Below are 13,147 nucleotides of genomic sequence, written 5' to 3'. Positions count from 1 at the left end.
CTCGAAAGAGAACCCCATGTCCCTGCACGTCGTCGCCGAACTCCGCGCCCTCCCCGGCCACGAGGACCGCCTCCGCACCGCCCTCGAGGCCATGATCGAACCGTCCCTCGCCGAGCCCAACTGCCTGAGCTATCAGCCCTTCGGCAACCCGAACGAACCCGCCCATATGGTCGTGGTCGAGGAGTGGGCCAGCGCCGGCGACCTCGAGGAGCACTTCACCACCCCGCACTTCCGGCATATCGCGGGTGTCCTCGAGAGCATCCTCGCCGAGCCGATGATCATCCGGCGGCTCGTCGCCGAATGACCGCGGCGCCGACCGATCGGGTCACAGGCCCGGCCGGTTCGGTGATCTGTGGGTAGTGTCGAGGCCATGGTTACGCGGATCCGGACGGCTGTGGTGCTCGTGTGCGCCCTCGTCGTCGCCGCGTGGGCCGTGCTCTACCTCGCAGCGGCGCAGCCGAACTCGCTGATCGTGCTGGGTGCCGCCGCGCTGGTCGCGTTGACGGCGGCGGCTATCGCGGCGCGCGGGCCGGTGCTGCGGGCCGTCGCGAGTGTCGGACTACCGGAGTCGGCGGAGCGACGACGCCGCGGAGCGTTTCTGCGACAGAGCAATCCGGATACCGCGGGGCGGCCTCGGCCGCGAGCGCCGGGAGCCTGCCCGGCCTGATCGTGTGCGCACGATCGGGTCCGCGGCTGCCCTGAATCGCTCCACCCGCGTTGTCACGCGGGTGCCTCGCAGTGAGGTTCCCATGCTCGACTTCATCTACTACCCCGTCTCCGGCGTGCTCTGGTTGTGGCACACGGCCTTCGCGGCGGTGCTCGGCACCTCCAGCGGATTGGCCTGGGTGCTGGCCATCGTCTTCCTCGTGCTGACCCTGCGCGCGCTGCTGATCCGCCCGTTCCTGGCACAGCTGAGATTCCAGCGCACCCTCGCCAAGATCGCTCCGGAGATGAAGGAGATCCAGCGCAAGTACAAGGACGACAGGCAGAAGCAGGCCGAGGAGGTACGCAAGCTACAGCAGGAGCACAGGTTCAATCCGCTGCTCGGCTTCCTGCCGATGATCGGTCAGATCCTGGTCTTCATCGGCCTGTTCCACGTGCTGAATTCCTTCCACGCCGGCACAGCGAACTACGTGTTCTCAACCGAACAGGTGCAGTCGTTCCTACAGGCGAAACTCTTCGGCGCACCCCTCTCACTGAGCCTGTCCCACGCCGGTGACGCTCTCGGTTCGGTTACCGCGGTGGTGATTCCACTGGTGGTCATCGCCGCGATCGCCACCCATTTCACGGCTCGTTTCTCCGCGGCTCGACAGCGTGAAGTCGCTCCTGAAACGGATCGGACCCGGGTGATGAACCTGCTGTCCATGTGGGTCTTCCCCATCGGAACCCTCGTGACGGGCGTGCTGTGGCCGGTGGCGATCCTGCTGTACTTCGTCATCCAGAACGCTTGGACCTTCGCTCAACAGCACCTGGTCTACCGACGTTTCGACGCCGAGGCTGCCGCCGACGCGGTCACGCCCGTGTCGTAATCAGCCGAGTGCGACAGCCGTGCGCCGGTCCGGATCGACCACGGTGAACACCATGGTGGTCACCGGCCCCGGTCGTCCCGGCGAATAGGCGGTAGCCCGGACCCGATAGTCTGGTAGCTGGTCGCGGGCCGTTTCGACGGCCCGGCGGACCCCTTCGATGATCAGCACAGACAAGGACTTGACAGCGCTATGACAAGCCGCATCGAGCTCGCCCGCGTGGATCTGCGCGGACGTACTCCCACTGCTGCCGAACTGCGCGCGGCCCTGCCGCGTGGAGGCGTCGACGTGGACTCGGTGCTGCATCATGTGCGGCCCGTCGTGGAGGCGATCCGCGATCGGGGTGTCGAGGCCGCGCTGGAGTTCAGCGAGAAGTTCGACGGCGTGCGACCCGCCTCGGTGCGCGTGCCCGCCGCCGAACTCGACCGCGCTCTCGAAGAGCTCGATCCCATGGTGCGCACCGCCCTCGAGGTCGCCATCGAACGCACCCGCAAGGTGCACGGCGATCAGCGGCGCACCGATAAGACCACCCAGGTCGTACCCGGCGGCACCGTCACCGAACGGTGGATTCCGGTCGAACGGGTCGGGCTGTACGTGCCCGGCGGCAATGCCGTCTACCCGTCCAGCGTGGTCATGAATGTGGTTCCCGCGCAGACCGCGGGCGTCGATTCGCTGGTGGTGGCCTCACCGCCGCAGGCACAGTTCGGCGGATTGCCGCACCCGACGATTCTGGCCGCCGCCAAACTGCTCGGCGTCCAGGAGGTGTGGGCGGTCGGCGGTGCGCAGGCGGTGGCCCTGCTCACCTACGGCGGTATCGATACCGATGACGCGCAGCTGGAACCGGTCGACATGATCACCGGGCCGGGCAATATCTATGTCACCGCCGCCAAACGGCTCTGCCGCGGCCTGGTCGGCATCGACGCCGAGGCCGGACCCACCGAGATCGCGATTCTGGCCGATGCCACCGCCGATCCGGCGCATGTGGCCGCGGACCTCATCTCGCAGGCCGAGCACGATGTGCTGGCCGCGAGTGTGCTCGTCACCGACAGCGTCGAACTCGCCGATGCCGTGGACAAGGCGCTCACCGCGCAGATGGCCGTGGTCAAACACCACGATCGCGTGACCGAGGCGCTGTCCGGCAAGCAGTCCGGCACCGTACTGGTCGACGACATCACCCAGGGTCTGCGGGTGGTCAACGCCTACGCGGCCGAGCACCTGGAGATCCAGACCGCCGACGCCTCCGCCGTCGCCGCCCGAGTACGCAGTGCCGGAGCGGTTTTCGTCGGCGCCTGGTCCCCGGTCAGCCTGGGCGACTACTGCGCGGGCTCCAATCACGTGCTGCCCACCGCCGGATGTGCCCGGCACTCTTCGGGTTTGAGCGTGCAGACCTTCCTGCGCGGCATCCACGTCGTGGACTACTCCGAGGCGGCGCTGAAAGACGTCGCCGGATATGTGGTCGCGCTCGCCGATGCCGAGGACCTGCCCGCACACGGTCAGGCCGTCCAGGTGCGATTCGGAGAGCTGCGGTGAATGCCGTGACCGTCCCCGGAGCCGTCGTCTCGCTGGATGATCTACCGCTGCGGGAGAACCTGCGCGGTAAAAGCCCTTACGGCGCACCGCAATTGACGGTGCCCGTCCAGCTGAACACCAATGAGAACCCACACCCGCCGAGTAAGGCGCTGGTCGACGATGTGGCCGAATCCGTACGCGCCGCCGCCACCGACCTGCACCGCTACCCGGATCGCGATGCCGTCGGCCTGCGCACCGATCTGGCCGCCTACCTGACCCGGCAGACCGGCGTCACGGTCGATGTGTCGAATGTGTGGGCCGCCAACGGCTCCAACGAGATCCTGCAGCAGCTGTTGCAGGCGTTCGGCGGACCGGGCCGCAGCGCACTGGGTTTCGTCCCGTCCTACTCGATGCACCCGATCATCTCCGAGGGCATCGATACCGAATGGGTCGAGGCCAAGCGCAATGGCGACTTCTCCCTCGATATCGACTACGCCGTCATGGCGATCGCCGAGAAGCGGCCCGATGTGGTCTTCGTGACCAGCCCCAATAACCCGACCGGGCACAGCATTCCGCTCGCCGACCTGGAGCGGATCCTCGATGCCGCACCCGGCATCGTGGTGGTGGACGAGGCGTACGGGGAGTTCTCCAGCGCACCCAGCGCCATCTCGCTGATCGACCGGTTCCCGGCGAAACTCGTTGTCAGCCGGACCATGTCGAAGGCGTTCGCCTTCGCGGGCGGGCGGCTGGGTTATCTGGCGGCCGCGCCCGCGGTCATCGATGCCATGCTGCTGGTGCGGTTGCCGTACCACCTGTCCGTGGTCACCCAGGCCGCGGCGCGGGCGGCGCTGCGGCATGCCGATGAAACCCTCGGCAGTGTCGCGGAATTGGCGGCGCAGCGCGATCGCGTCATGGCCGCGCTGACCGAAATGGGTTACGAGGTCATCCCCTCCGACGCCAACTTCGTCCTCTTCGGCCGCTTCGCCGATGCGCCGCGCGCCTGGCAGCACTACCTCGACGAGGGCGTGCTCATTCGCGATGTCGGCATCCCGGGGTACCTGCGCACCACCATCGGCCTGGCCGCCGAGAACGATGAATTCCTGCGCGTGAGCGCGAAACTTATTGCGACCGAGGTGGTTGCCCGATGAGCACGGCGGCGGGCCGCCCCGTGGACAGGGAAGCGAACATGGACCGAATCGCCCGGGTGGAACGCACCACCCGTGAATCCAGCATCGTGGTCGAGTTGAACCTCGACGGCTCCGGTAAGACCGATATCTCCACCGGCGTCCCGTTCTACGATCACATGCTCACCGCCTTCGGCCAGCACGGCAGCTTCGACCTGACCGTGCAGGCCAAGGGCGATATCGAGATCGAGGCGCACCACACCGTCGAGGACACCGCCATCGTGCTCGGCCAGGCCCTGGCGCAGGCGCTGGGCGACAAGAAGGGCATCCGCCGCTTCGGCGACTCCTTCATCCCCATGGACGAGACTCTCGCGCAGGCCATCGTCGATGTTTCGGGCCGACCGTACTGCGTGCACACCGGCGAGCCGGAACACCTGCTGCACACCGTGATTCCCTCCGCCGGTCCGGGCGTGTCCTACTCGACGGTCCTGAATCGCCATGTCTTCGAATCGATCGCGCTGAACGCCCGCATCGCCCTGCACGTGCGGGTGCTGTACGGCCGCGACCAGCACCACATCACCGAGGCCGAATTCAAGGCCGTCGCACGGGCTTTGCGTGCCGCCGTGGAGTTGGACCCGCGGGTGACCGGTATCCCCTCGACGAAGGGAAGCCTGTGACCAAGAAGCTGGCCCTGCTCGATTACGGCTCCGGCAATCTGCACTCCGCCGCACGCGCCCTGGCGCGCACCGGCGCGCAGGTCACCGTCACCGCCGATCCCGAAACCGCCTTGAACGCGGATGGTTTGGTGGTTCCCGGGGTCGGCGCCTACGCCGCCTGTATGGCGGGTCTGCTGGGCGTGCGCGGTGACCGCATCATCGGCAAGCGCCTCGCCGGTGGCCGTCCCGTGCTCGGCATCTGCGTCGGCATGCAGATCCTGTTCGAACGCGGCGTCGAATTCGGTGTCGAAACCGAGGGCTGCGCCGAATGGCCCGGCGTCGTAGAGCGTTTGGACGCCCCTATCCTCCCGCATATGGGCTGGAATACGGTCAAGGCGCCGCAGGACAGCATCCTGTTCGCGGGTATGGACGAGGACACCCGCTTCTACTTCGTCCACTCCTACGCCGCCCAGAACTGGGAGCTCGACGACAGCGGCCCGCTGGCCCCGGCCAAGCTCACCTGGGCCGAGCACGGTGTCCCGTTCCTCGCCGCGGTGGAGAACGGCCCCCTGAGCGCCACCCAATTCCACCCGGAGAAGTCCGGCGACGCCGGAGCCCAACTCCTGCGGAACTGGGTCGACTCCCTCTGAGTCGCCCGCACCGAATCCGAAACCCCCGCCCGGCGCGGGGGTTTCGTATTTCCTTTGCCCGTATCGAATCCTCATGATGGGGTGAGCTCGTCCGGCCGCTCATCGCCGGACGGAGAGCAGTCGATATGGCCAGTGATCTGTCCGCCCTCATCGGGCGCTACACCCAGCTGCGTGAGCGGTGCGCGAAGCCGATGTACCTGTGACGGCGCTGCGTCGAGGACTCGGCCTACTGCCCCTGACCCGCGAGCTCGGCACCGGATTGAGCCAGGCATGCGGCGGCCTGACCGACCGCTGTCCCCGCTGGTCGACGGGAGCTCCGATCCTGCTCGCCCGCAATGAAACTCATGGCGGCAGCCCCGGAGAGCAGTCCGCCGAGCTCTGGCTGAACAGGCGAATCATCTTCTCCCAGTCCGGATTCGCCTACCACGGCCCGATCTCCATGGCGCTGCTGCGCATGGGTGTCACCGACGGTCGTATCGGCCGGTACGAGGCCGAACTGATCGGCCTGTCGCGGCACGCCACGACATCCGCTTGGCGGGCGGACGCCGAGTAACCCTCAGTTCAGGCCGCCAGGGTGGGACGGGTGCCGGTCTCCCAGACCGGGACCGTCCGCATCCGGTTGAACAGCCAGCCGGTGGAGGTGCGGACGGCGTCGAAGCGGTAGACCTCGCCGAGGGTGTAGAACGGCGGGGAGAGTGGGGTTTTCGCGGTGGGGGCGGCCGCGAAGATGGCGACGAGGTTGGCGCGGACGGTCGCCGTATCGCCGTCCAGGTCGATGATGACGCTGCTGATCAGGTGTTGAATGCGCCGGTCGGGGGAGTGGGTGCGGGTCGCCTGGTTGGTCATGGCGGAGAGGCCGCGTGCGATACCGCCGGGTGTTTCGACCGTGGCATCGGCGGTGTAGATCTCAGCCAGTTCGTCGAAGCGACCTTCATCCAGGGCTCGGCCGAGTCTGTCTACGAGAGTGGTGATTTCGGCGCGGTCAAGCAGGATCGTATTCATGGTGAACGGCTTTCGGAGAAGTGATGGGTCACGCCAACGTTGGTGGCACCAACGGTACAGACTGTTGGTGCCACCAACAAGAGTTGTAGATTGCTCGGTATGGACAATGCGCACACCGGCGCCTCCGGCAGGCTGCGCGCCCTGCCGACCCGCCTGGTCGGCCAGGTCGCCATCCTCGCCAATCGCGCCACCGAACGCGCCCTGGAGCCGACCGGCTCGCGCCGCTACCACTACGCACTACTGGCCACTCTCGACGAACACGGGGAGCTCAGTCAGGCCGAGGTCGGCCGTCGCACCGGCATCGACCGCAGCGATGTGGTCGCCGCCGTCAACGACCTCGCCGACCGCGGTTTCCTGACCCGCACCCCCGACCCGTCCGACCGCCGCCGCAATACCCTCGCCCTCACCCCGGCGGGCCGCACCCACCTCCAAGATCTCGACACCCGCCTCGAAGCCGCCCAAACCGAACTCCTGCCCGGCTTCACCTCCGCCGAACGCGCCAACCTGGTCCTGACCCTCACTCGCATCCTGGAACTCCACGCTCGCAACTGAATCAGGGTGGATTCGGGGTGGAATGCGGGTTGATTCCGGATCCGGCCGTCGTGGCCCGCGACCTACCGTCGAATTCGAGGAGGTCGCCATGAAACCCGCCACCGCACCACTCTGGATCTCGAGCACCTACGCGACCGTCGCCTGTTTCGCCTTCGCGACCACCGCGGCGGAAACAATGCTCCTGTATCCCAACATCTTCCACGACATCCCCGACTCCCTGGCCCTGACCCAGCAGTTCATGGGCACCGTCGCGGTGGGCGACATCATGCGCCCGCTCGGCGGTCTGCTGACCCTCTGCGCCCTCCCCGCCGCGTACATCGCCGTGCGCCACCGCACCGCCCGCGCGTGGACCGCCTCCTCCCTGGCCTTCATGATCACCGGCCAATTCCTGCTCTCGATCCTCTACCAGTGGCCCCGCGCCACCATCCTCTTCGATGACCGAGACCAGCACACCCGCGCCGAGATAGACCGAGCCGCAACGGAATTCCTCATCGGTCAGGGCTTCCGCATTGCGGCCGGTCTGGCCGCCGCAATCCTCGCCACCGCGGCCGCCCTCATCTGGTACCGAGCCCGCGTCCTGGCCGATGCCGGGCGCCCAGCCCCGCGGTCACAGCTCGCATAAGGTCCTTCGACGCAATTCCGCACCGGCGGTCGGCTCCGTCCGGAATGACATCCGGCCGATCGGGCAACCGCGGGCCGACGGCGGGGGACCGGTCGGTAACCACTAGGATGCTCCCGTGAGTCTTGTGCTGCTACCTGCCGTCGATGTCGCCAATGGGGAGGCCGTGCGCCTGGTTCAGGGGGAGGCGGGGAGTGAGACCAGTTACGGCTCGCCTCGGGACGCCGCCCTGGCTTGGCAGAACGACGGCGCCGAGTGGGTGCACCTGGTGGATCTCGATGCCGCGTTCGGCAAGGGATCCAATCGCGAGCTGCTGGCCGACGTCATCGGTGAGCTCGATGTGAAGGTGGAGCTCTCCGGCGGTATTCGCGATGACGAATCGCTGAAGGCGGCGTTGGCCACCGGGTGCGCGCGGGTGAATCTGGGTACCGCGGCGCTGGAGAATCCGGAGTGGTGCCGGCGCGCCATCGGCGAGTACGGCGACAAGATCGCGGTCGGTATGGACGTCAAGATGATCGACGGCGAGTACCGGCTGCGCGGGCGCGGCTGGGTCACCGACGGCGGTGATCTGTGGGAGGTGCTCGAACGGCTCGAGCGGGACGGCTGCTCGCGATACGTGGTCACCGATGTCAGCAAGGACGGCACACTGACCGGGCCGAACCTGATTCTGCTGCGCGATGTCGCCAATGCCACCGACTCGCCGGTCGTCGCCTCGGGCGGAATCTCCACCCTCGACGATCTGCGCGCCATCGCCACCCTCACCGAGGACGGTGTGGAGGGTTCGATCATCGGCAAGGCCCTGTACGCGGGCCGTTTCACCCTGCCCGAAGCTCTCGCAGCGGTGCGCTGATATCTGATGGCCGCCGAACTCGCCGAGCTGCTCACCATCGCCCGTGACGTACTCGACGCTGCCGCACCGCGTTTCGTGGAAGGCGTCGGCGCGCCCAGCGCGGTCGACAAGGGTCGCGGCGACTTCGCGACCGAACTCGATCTCGAGCTGGAGCGCACCCTCTCACAGCAGCTGACCGAGCGCACCGGATTCGAGGTGCACGGTGAGGAATTCGGCGGCCCGCAGCTCGCCACGGGGACCGCGTGGGTGCTCGACCCCATCGACGGCACCTTCAATTACTCTGCGGGACACCCGCTTTCGGGCATGCTGCTGGCGCTGGTGCGCGACGGTGAACCCGTCATCGGCTTGACCTGGCTGCCCGGGCTCAATCAGCGCTATGCCGCGACCGTGGACGGGCCGGTGCTGTTGAACGGCCAGCCGCTGCCGAAACTGGAGCGCGGCAAGCTCTCCGACGCCATGATCGGCTTCGGCGCCTTCAATATCGATGGGGCGGGCCGGATTCCGGGCATCTTCCGCTTCAACCTGCTGGGCGCGCTGAGTCGCCTCTCCGGTCGCGTGCGCATGCACGGCTCCACCGGAATCGACTTGGCATACACCGCATCCGGGGTGTTGGGTGGAGCGGTCGTCTTCGGTCACCACCCCTGGGACAATGCCGCGGGCGTGGCCCTGGTGCGCGCCGCGGGCGGTGTGGTCACCGATCTGCTCGGCCGCGACTGGACCATCGAATCGAAATCGGTGCTGGCCGCCGCGCCCGGCGTGCACGAGGAACTACTGGACATGATCGGCGAGACCGTCAGGGCCGATACGGCGGGCCGCGGGCCGGACGCCGGGTCCGAGGAGAGGTAGAGCAATGACGTTGGCAGTGCGGGTAATCCCGTGCCTGGATGTGGACGCCGGCCGCGTGGTCAAGGGCGTCAACTTCGAAAACCTGCGTGACGCGGGCGATCCCGTCGAACTCGCCGCCACCTATGACGCCCAGGGCGCCGACGAACTCACCTTCCTCGACGTCACCGCCTCCACCGGCGATCGCGGCACCATGATCGACGTGGTCACCCGTACCGCCGAACAGATCTTCATCCCGCTCACCGTCGGCGGCGGCGTGCGCACGGTGGCCGATGTGGACCGGCTGCTGCGCGCGGGCGCGGACAAGGTCTCGGTCAACACCGCCGCCATCGCCAACCCCGAAGTGCTGCGCGAGATGTCGGAGCGCTTCGGCTCCCAGTGCATCGTCCTGTCCGTGGACGCCCGCACCGTCCCCGAGGGTCAGGCCCCCACCCCGTCGGGCTGGGAGGTCACCACCCACGGCGGCAAACGCGGCACCGGCATCGACGCCGTCGAATGGGCCGTCCGCGGCGCCGAACTCGGCGTCGGCGAAATCCTGCTCAACTCCATGGACGCCGACGGCACCAAAGCTGGCTTCGACCTCACCATGATCCGCGCCGTCCGAGCCGCCGTCTCGGTCCCCGTCATCGCCTCCGGCGGTGCGGGCAAGGCCGCCGACTTCGCCCCGGCGGTCCAGGCCGGCGCGGACGCGGTGCTGGCCGCCAGCGTGTTCCACTTCGGCGACCTCACCATCGGCCAGGTCAAAACCGCCATGCGCGACGAAGGTATCGTGGTCCGGTGAGTCTCGATCCCGCAATCGCCGCCCGGCTCAAGCGCAATGACGACGGACTGTTCGCCGCCGTGGCGCAGGAGCGCAGCACCGGGGATGTGCTGATGATGGCCTGGATGGATGACGAGGCGCTGGCGCGGACGCTGGAAACCCGTAAGGGGACGTACTATTCGCGGTCTCGGCAGCAGTACTGGGTGAAGGGCGAGACGTCCGGGCACACCCAGTACGTGCACGAGGTTCGGCTCGATTGTGATGGCGATACCGTGCTGCTGATCGTGGATCAGGAGGGCGCGGCGTGCCATACCGGGACGCACACCTGCTTCGATACCGACGTGCTGCTCGCGCGGGGCGACAAACTGCTCTCCGACGAGGGCTGAAGCGGGAAGATCGCTGGGCGCTAGCGGTTTTCGCGGCGGTCGAAATCCACGTGGCTGTTGGGGCGGCCGGAGCGGCCCATGCCCCGGGCCATACCCTTGTCGAGCTGCTGGAGCATGGCTTCGCCGAGTTCGAGGAGTTCGCTGGTCTGGTCCTTGTCGAGGCCGTCGAAGACGAGGCCGCGGACGGTCTCCAGATAGCCGGGGGCGGCGTCGGTGACCTTCTGGAAGCCCGCGTCGGTGAGGACGGCCTGGGCGCCGCGACGGCCGGAGATCGACACGCGCTCGGCCCAACCCAATCGCTCGAGCTTGGAAATGACGTGTGAGAGTCGCGATAGCGATGCGTTTGCCTTTTGCGCAAGCTCACTCAGTTGCAATCGGTGGCCCGGTTCTTCGGAGAGCAGAGTCATCACGAAGTATTCGAAATGGGTAATCCCGGACTCGCGTTGAAGCTGGGTATCCAGTGCGGCTGGGAGTCGGGTCGTCAGCGCTATGACGGTACGCCAAGCTCGCTGTTCCATGGGGTTCAACCACTTTGTCACCGTGCCAGCCCTCTCGTAGCAGCCAAGTGACATGTTGCGCTGGTCAGTCCGGCAGTCGGTGGAGCATCAACAGCGAGTCACCCGCAAAGGAAAGTTTGCCACGATTTCGCTCGTCAGTCACGGTGTTCATGAATGACGTGACATCGATCACGCGTGTCGCATGCCGAAATCAGTACGCGCCGGGTTCTGGAGGATTTGGCGGGGTTTCCACCGAAACGCGTTGCTTTTCCTGGTCGGCCCGCTGCTTCGCGGCGCGATTTTTGCGGATTCGCCTGCGCACCAACAGAAATGCCACCAGTAGGAACAGCACCGCGGCCACGATCGCGCCCGCCAGCGAGGCGCCGCGAAATGCCGGCGCGTCCACGTCGAGAATGCGTTCTCCGGCGTGTGCGGCATTGGAGTTGCCCAGTACGACCGTCAGCGTCATCAAATTCGGGATGGCGGTTATGAGCGCGAGAACCGCGGCCGCGCCCGCTATAAACGGACCGCCCCGTTTTCGCCAGGTCATTCCCGCGAGCAACAGGAGGAAAAGCGGCAATGCGGTACAAACCGCACCCATCACCAGTCCGGACCAGATGCCTTTCGAGAAACTCCCGTGCACGTTCTCGGCGATCCGCTGCGCCCACCAGCGTGGAATGAACGCCGCCAGAATCAGATACGACAACCACAGCACCACCGCCGCGATCACCAGCGCGATGATGCGGTTGCGCCAGGTGACGAACGACGATCGCTTGCGCTCCGGCAGTTCCTCGGTCGGCGTCGGGCTGGGCGTAGTCATAGCCTCAGCGTATGCCGCCCGGTGCGACGCGTCAGGGAGCGCCACTCCGGACCGAACGGACGCGACGGACGATTACGGCATGGCTGCCGCACATGTGCCAGAGGTGAAATCAGCCGCGGGCGCGCAGGAACTCCAGCGCCTCGTCCGCGTGCACATTGGCGCGCAGCTCGCTGGTGATCACCTTGGCGATGGTGCGATCCGGATCGATGATGAAGGTCGTCCGCTTCACCGGCATGATCCCGCCGAGCAGTCCGCGCTTCACCTCGAACTCGGCCGCCACCTTCGCGCCCTTGTCCGACAGCAGCGGATAGCCCAGGCCCTGCTTGGCCGCGAACCCGGACTGCACATCGACATCATCGGCGCTGATGCCGACGCACGATGCGCCCAGCGCCTTGAATTCGCCTGCCAGATCCCGGAAGTGACACGCCTCGGCAGTGCACACCGGAGTGTTGGCGGCGGGGTAGAAGAACAACACCACGGGCCCGTCCGCGAGCAGCGAATCGAGGGAACGCACGGTGCCGGACTGATCCGGAAGCTCGAACCGCGGGGCGAGCTGACCTGGCTTCATACGCAGCAGATTACGTGATTACCTTCGCGCACGAATCAGCCCGTGGACGGACCTGTCTGTACGGTCCCGCCACGGGCTGTCCGAAAACGCCGGGTACACCCTGGAATCACACACCGATGAGCGCTGCGACCTCAGGATTCTTGATATCCATGACATCGAGGATGCCGTGTGCGCGCAGGAACGGCTTGAGCTCCCGAATGCGATCGGTGTGCTCGGCGTACTCGTCCGGGAAACGCCGCGGATCGAGCGCCTCCATCGCCTTCACATAGGTGACGAACGAGGCGATGGCGCTGTACTTGCCGCCCTGCTGCTGGTTCATATTCATCATCCGCGGCGGCTGGCCGGGCATGGAGCCCTGACCGACCTGCGGAGCTGCGTGCCGTGGACCCTCCGGAGCTACCGGTTGCGAGGGGTACATCTGTGTTGAACTCCTCTCGATCGGGATACCGCGTGCGACCTCTCCATCTGCTGGAGGAGCAGATTGCGGCGAGTGTGGTGAATGAGCGCATCGAGTATTCGCCGCCGCAGGGCCTTCGGCTCTGTCTAATTTGCCCTCCGCTTCGCTACGGGCGGGTTCGCGGCCCTTTGAGGCTCGGTCTTCACTCCTGCGGTCAGTCGCTGCGCTCCCTCCCTGCGTCGCTCCAGAACCGAGCCGGGCCGCGAACTGTGCTTGTTTGCGCCGCCTTCGGCGTCGCGGTTCACGGCCCAGAGGGCTCGTTTCTTCACTCCTGCGGTCAGTCGCTGCGCTCCTCCCTGCGTCGCTCCAGAACCGAGCCGGGCCGCGA

At 66.9% G+C, this 13,147-nt stretch carries 20 protein-coding genes; 14 read left to right on the top strand and 6 right to left on the bottom strand.

From position 1 onward, the window contains the following. Nucleotides 1–16 precede the first annotated feature (16 nt). The 3 genes from OHB26_RS37100 to yidC all read left to right on the top strand — a co-directional run bounded on the left by OHB26_RS37100 (nucleotide 17) and on the right by yidC (nucleotide 1,529). Nucleotides 17–304: a putative quinol monooxygenase gene (locus OHB26_RS37100; protein WP_330181901.1), complete on the top strand. Its 288-nt coding sequence runs from the start codon at nucleotides 17–19 to the stop codon at nucleotides 302–304. A gap of 66 nt (nucleotides 305–370) precedes the next feature. Then, on the top strand, nucleotides 371–667 hold the full coding sequence (locus tag OHB26_RS37095) for a DUF6412 domain-containing protein (RefSeq protein ID WP_330181900.1): 297 nt from the start codon (nucleotides 371–373) through the stop codon (nucleotides 665–667). Between the two features lie 82 nt (nucleotides 668–749). Then, nucleotides 750–1,529: a membrane protein insertase YidC gene (yidC, locus tag OHB26_RS37090; protein WP_330181899.1), complete on the top strand. Its 780-nt coding sequence runs from the start codon at nucleotides 750–752 to the stop codon at nucleotides 1,527–1,529. Here the strand turns inward: yidC and OHB26_RS37085 are convergent, their stop codons facing one another. Continuing rightward, nucleotides 1,530–1,697: a hypothetical protein gene (locus OHB26_RS37085; protein ID WP_330181898.1), complete on the bottom strand. Its 168-nt coding sequence runs from the start codon at nucleotides 1,695–1,697 to the stop codon at nucleotides 1,530–1,532. It lies immediately after the preceding gene. Between the two features lie 21 nt (nucleotides 1,698–1,718). Between OHB26_RS37085 and hisD the strand changes: the two genes are divergently transcribed. From hisD to OHB26_RS37060, 5 genes are all read left to right on the top strand, one after another. Continuing rightward, nucleotides 1,719–3,056, top strand: coding sequence for a histidinol dehydrogenase (hisD, locus tag OHB26_RS37080; RefSeq protein WP_330181897.1), 1,338 nt, complete (start codon nucleotides 1,719–1,721; stop codon nucleotides 3,054–3,056). Continuing rightward, a complete protein-coding gene (locus OHB26_RS37075; protein WP_330181896.1) occupies nucleotides 3,053–4,183 on the top strand; it encodes a histidinol-phosphate transaminase in 1,131 nt (376 codons plus the stop codon). Before hisD ends, OHB26_RS37075 begins: the two co-directional genes overlap by 4 nt. Nucleotides 4,184–4,221: 38 nt before the next feature. Then, a complete protein-coding gene (hisB, locus tag OHB26_RS37070) occupies nucleotides 4,222–4,836 on the top strand; it encodes an imidazoleglycerol-phosphate dehydratase HisB (RefSeq protein ID WP_330181895.1) in 615 nt (204 codons plus the stop codon). Next, nucleotides 4,833–5,465 carry an imidazole glycerol phosphate synthase subunit HisH gene (hisH, locus tag OHB26_RS37065; protein ID WP_330181894.1) on the top strand — a complete coding sequence of 211 codons (633 nt, stop codon included), beginning with the start codon at nucleotides 4,833–4,835 and terminating at the stop codon, nucleotides 5,463–5,465. Before hisB ends, hisH begins: the two co-directional genes overlap by 4 nt. Before the next feature lie 199 nt (nucleotides 5,466–5,664). Continuing rightward, nucleotides 5,665–6,018 carry a hypothetical protein gene (locus OHB26_RS37060; RefSeq protein ID WP_330181893.1) on the top strand — a complete coding sequence of 118 codons (354 nt, stop codon included), beginning with the start codon at nucleotides 5,665–5,667 and terminating at the stop codon, nucleotides 6,016–6,018. 8 nt (nucleotides 6,019–6,026) lie between these two features. Here the strand turns inward: OHB26_RS37060 and OHB26_RS37055 are convergent, their stop codons facing one another. Further along, nucleotides 6,027–6,467 (bottom strand): nuclear transport factor 2 family protein, encoded by a 441-nt coding sequence (locus OHB26_RS37055; protein ID WP_330181892.1) that lies wholly within the window; start codon nucleotides 6,465–6,467, stop codon nucleotides 6,027–6,029. A gap of 99 nt (nucleotides 6,468–6,566) precedes the next feature. Between OHB26_RS37055 and OHB26_RS37050 the strand changes: the two genes are divergently transcribed. The 6 genes from OHB26_RS37050 (at nucleotide 6,567) to hisI (ending at nucleotide 10,477) form a co-directional block, all read left to right on the top strand. Beyond that, a complete protein-coding gene (locus tag OHB26_RS37050; RefSeq protein ID WP_330181891.1) occupies nucleotides 6,567–7,019 on the top strand; it encodes a MarR family winged helix-turn-helix transcriptional regulator in 453 nt (150 codons plus the stop codon). A gap of 88 nt (nucleotides 7,020–7,107) precedes the next feature. Continuing rightward, nucleotides 7,108–7,641, top strand: coding sequence for a hypothetical protein (locus OHB26_RS37045; RefSeq protein WP_330181890.1), 534 nt, complete (start codon nucleotides 7,108–7,110; stop codon nucleotides 7,639–7,641). Between the two features lie 115 nt (nucleotides 7,642–7,756). Continuing rightward, nucleotides 7,757–8,488 (top strand): bifunctional 1-(5-phosphoribosyl)-5-((5-phosphoribosylamino)methylideneamino)imidazole-4-carboxamide isomerase/phosphoribosylanthranilate isomerase PriA, encoded by a 732-nt coding sequence (gene priA, locus OHB26_RS37040; protein ID WP_330181889.1) that lies wholly within the window; start codon nucleotides 7,757–7,759, stop codon nucleotides 8,486–8,488. Nucleotides 8,489–8,494: 6 nt separating this feature from the next. Next, nucleotides 8,495–9,334, top strand: a complete 840-nt coding sequence (locus tag OHB26_RS37035; protein ID WP_330181888.1) for an inositol monophosphatase family protein — start codon at nucleotides 8,495–8,497, stop codon at nucleotides 9,332–9,334. Between the two features lie 4 nt (nucleotides 9,335–9,338). Beyond that, nucleotides 9,339–10,112 (top strand): imidazole glycerol phosphate synthase subunit HisF, encoded by a 774-nt coding sequence (hisF, locus tag OHB26_RS37030; RefSeq protein WP_330181887.1) that lies wholly within the window; start codon nucleotides 9,339–9,341, stop codon nucleotides 10,110–10,112. Then, complete coding sequence (hisI, locus tag OHB26_RS37025) at nucleotides 10,109–10,477, top strand: phosphoribosyl-AMP cyclohydrolase (RefSeq protein WP_330181886.1); 369 nt, start codon at nucleotides 10,109–10,111, stop codon at nucleotides 10,475–10,477. Before hisF ends, hisI begins: the two co-directional genes overlap by 4 nt. Before the next feature lie 20 nt (nucleotides 10,478–10,497). On the opposite strand, the gene OHB26_RS37020 is transcribed toward hisI, so the two are convergent. The 4 genes from OHB26_RS37020 to OHB26_RS37005 all read right to left on the bottom strand — a co-directional run bounded on the left by OHB26_RS37020 (nucleotide 10,498) and on the right by OHB26_RS37005 (nucleotide 12,780). Continuing rightward, the gene (locus OHB26_RS37020; protein ID WP_330181885.1) at nucleotides 10,498–10,995 is read right to left on the bottom strand and encodes a MarR family winged helix-turn-helix transcriptional regulator; all 498 of its coding nucleotides are present in this window, start codon (nucleotides 10,993–10,995) and stop codon (nucleotides 10,498–10,500) included. Between the two features lie 190 nt (nucleotides 10,996–11,185). Then, a complete protein-coding gene (locus OHB26_RS37015) occupies nucleotides 11,186–11,794 on the bottom strand; it encodes a permease (RefSeq protein ID WP_330185898.1) in 609 nt (202 codons plus the stop codon). 109 nt (nucleotides 11,795–11,903) lie between these two features. Then, entirely contained in the window at nucleotides 11,904–12,362 is a 459-nt protein-coding gene (locus tag OHB26_RS37010) for a peroxiredoxin (RefSeq protein ID WP_330181884.1), read from the bottom strand. A gap of 106 nt (nucleotides 12,363–12,468) precedes the next feature. After that, the gene (locus OHB26_RS37005) at nucleotides 12,469–12,780 is read right to left on the bottom strand and encodes a hypothetical protein (RefSeq protein WP_330181883.1); all 312 of its coding nucleotides are present in this window, start codon (nucleotides 12,778–12,780) and stop codon (nucleotides 12,469–12,471) included. Nucleotides 12,781–13,147 lie beyond the last annotated feature (367 nt).

The organism is Nocardia sp. NBC_01503, from assembly GCF_036327755.1.
In the GTDB taxonomy this organism is placed as follows: domain Bacteria; phylum Actinomycetota; class Actinomycetes; order Mycobacteriales; family Mycobacteriaceae; genus Nocardia.
The sequence above is the reverse complement of the archived record's forward strand: the minus strand, read 5'-3'. Positions and strand labels throughout refer to the sequence as shown.

Excerpts from the sequence above, each read along its gene's own strand:
- OHB26_RS37100 (WP_330181901.1), top strand. The coding sequence starts at position 17 with ATGTCCCTGCACGTCGTCGCCGAACTCCGCGCCCTCCCCGGCCACGAG.
- OHB26_RS37095 (WP_330181900.1), top strand. The coding sequence starts at position 371 with ATGGTTACGCGGATCCGGACGGCTGTGGTGCTCGTGTGCGCCCTCGTC.
- yidC (WP_330181899.1), top strand. The coding sequence starts at position 750 with ATGCTCGACTTCATCTACTACCCCGTCTCCGGCGTGCTCTGGTTGTGG.
- hisD (WP_330181897.1), top strand. The coding sequence starts at position 1,719 with ATGACAAGCCGCATCGAGCTCGCCCGCGTGGATCTGCGCGGACGTACT.
- hisB (WP_330181895.1), top strand. The coding sequence starts at position 4,222 with ATGGACCGAATCGCCCGGGTGGAACGCACCACCCGTGAATCCAGCATC.
- OHB26_RS37055 (WP_330181892.1), bottom strand. The coding sequence starts at position 6,467 with ATGAATACGATCCTGCTTGACCGCGCCGAAATCACCACTCTCGTAGAC.
- OHB26_RS37050 (WP_330181891.1), top strand. The coding sequence starts at position 6,567 with ATGGACAATGCGCACACCGGCGCCTCCGGCAGGCTGCGCGCCCTGCCG.
- OHB26_RS37045 (WP_330181890.1), top strand. The coding sequence starts at position 7,108 with ATGAAACCCGCCACCGCACCACTCTGGATCTCGAGCACCTACGCGACC.
- OHB26_RS37035 (WP_330181888.1), top strand. The coding sequence starts at position 8,495 with ATGGCCGCCGAACTCGCCGAGCTGCTCACCATCGCCCGTGACGTACTC.
- hisF (WP_330181887.1), top strand. The coding sequence starts at position 9,339 with ATGACGTTGGCAGTGCGGGTAATCCCGTGCCTGGATGTGGACGCCGGC.
- OHB26_RS37020 (WP_330181885.1), bottom strand. The coding sequence starts at position 10,995 with ATGGAACAGCGAGCTTGGCGTACCGTCATAGCGCTGACGACCCGACTC.
- OHB26_RS37015 (WP_330185898.1), bottom strand. The coding sequence starts at position 11,794 with ATGACTACGCCCAGCCCGACGCCGACCGAGGAACTGCCGGAGCGCAAG.
- OHB26_RS37010 (WP_330181884.1), bottom strand. The coding sequence starts at position 12,362 with ATGAAGCCAGGTCAGCTCGCCCCGCGGTTCGAGCTTCCGGATCAGTCC.
- OHB26_RS37005 (WP_330181883.1), bottom strand. The coding sequence starts at position 12,780 with ATGTACCCCTCGCAACCGGTAGCTCCGGAGGGTCCACGGCACGCAGCT.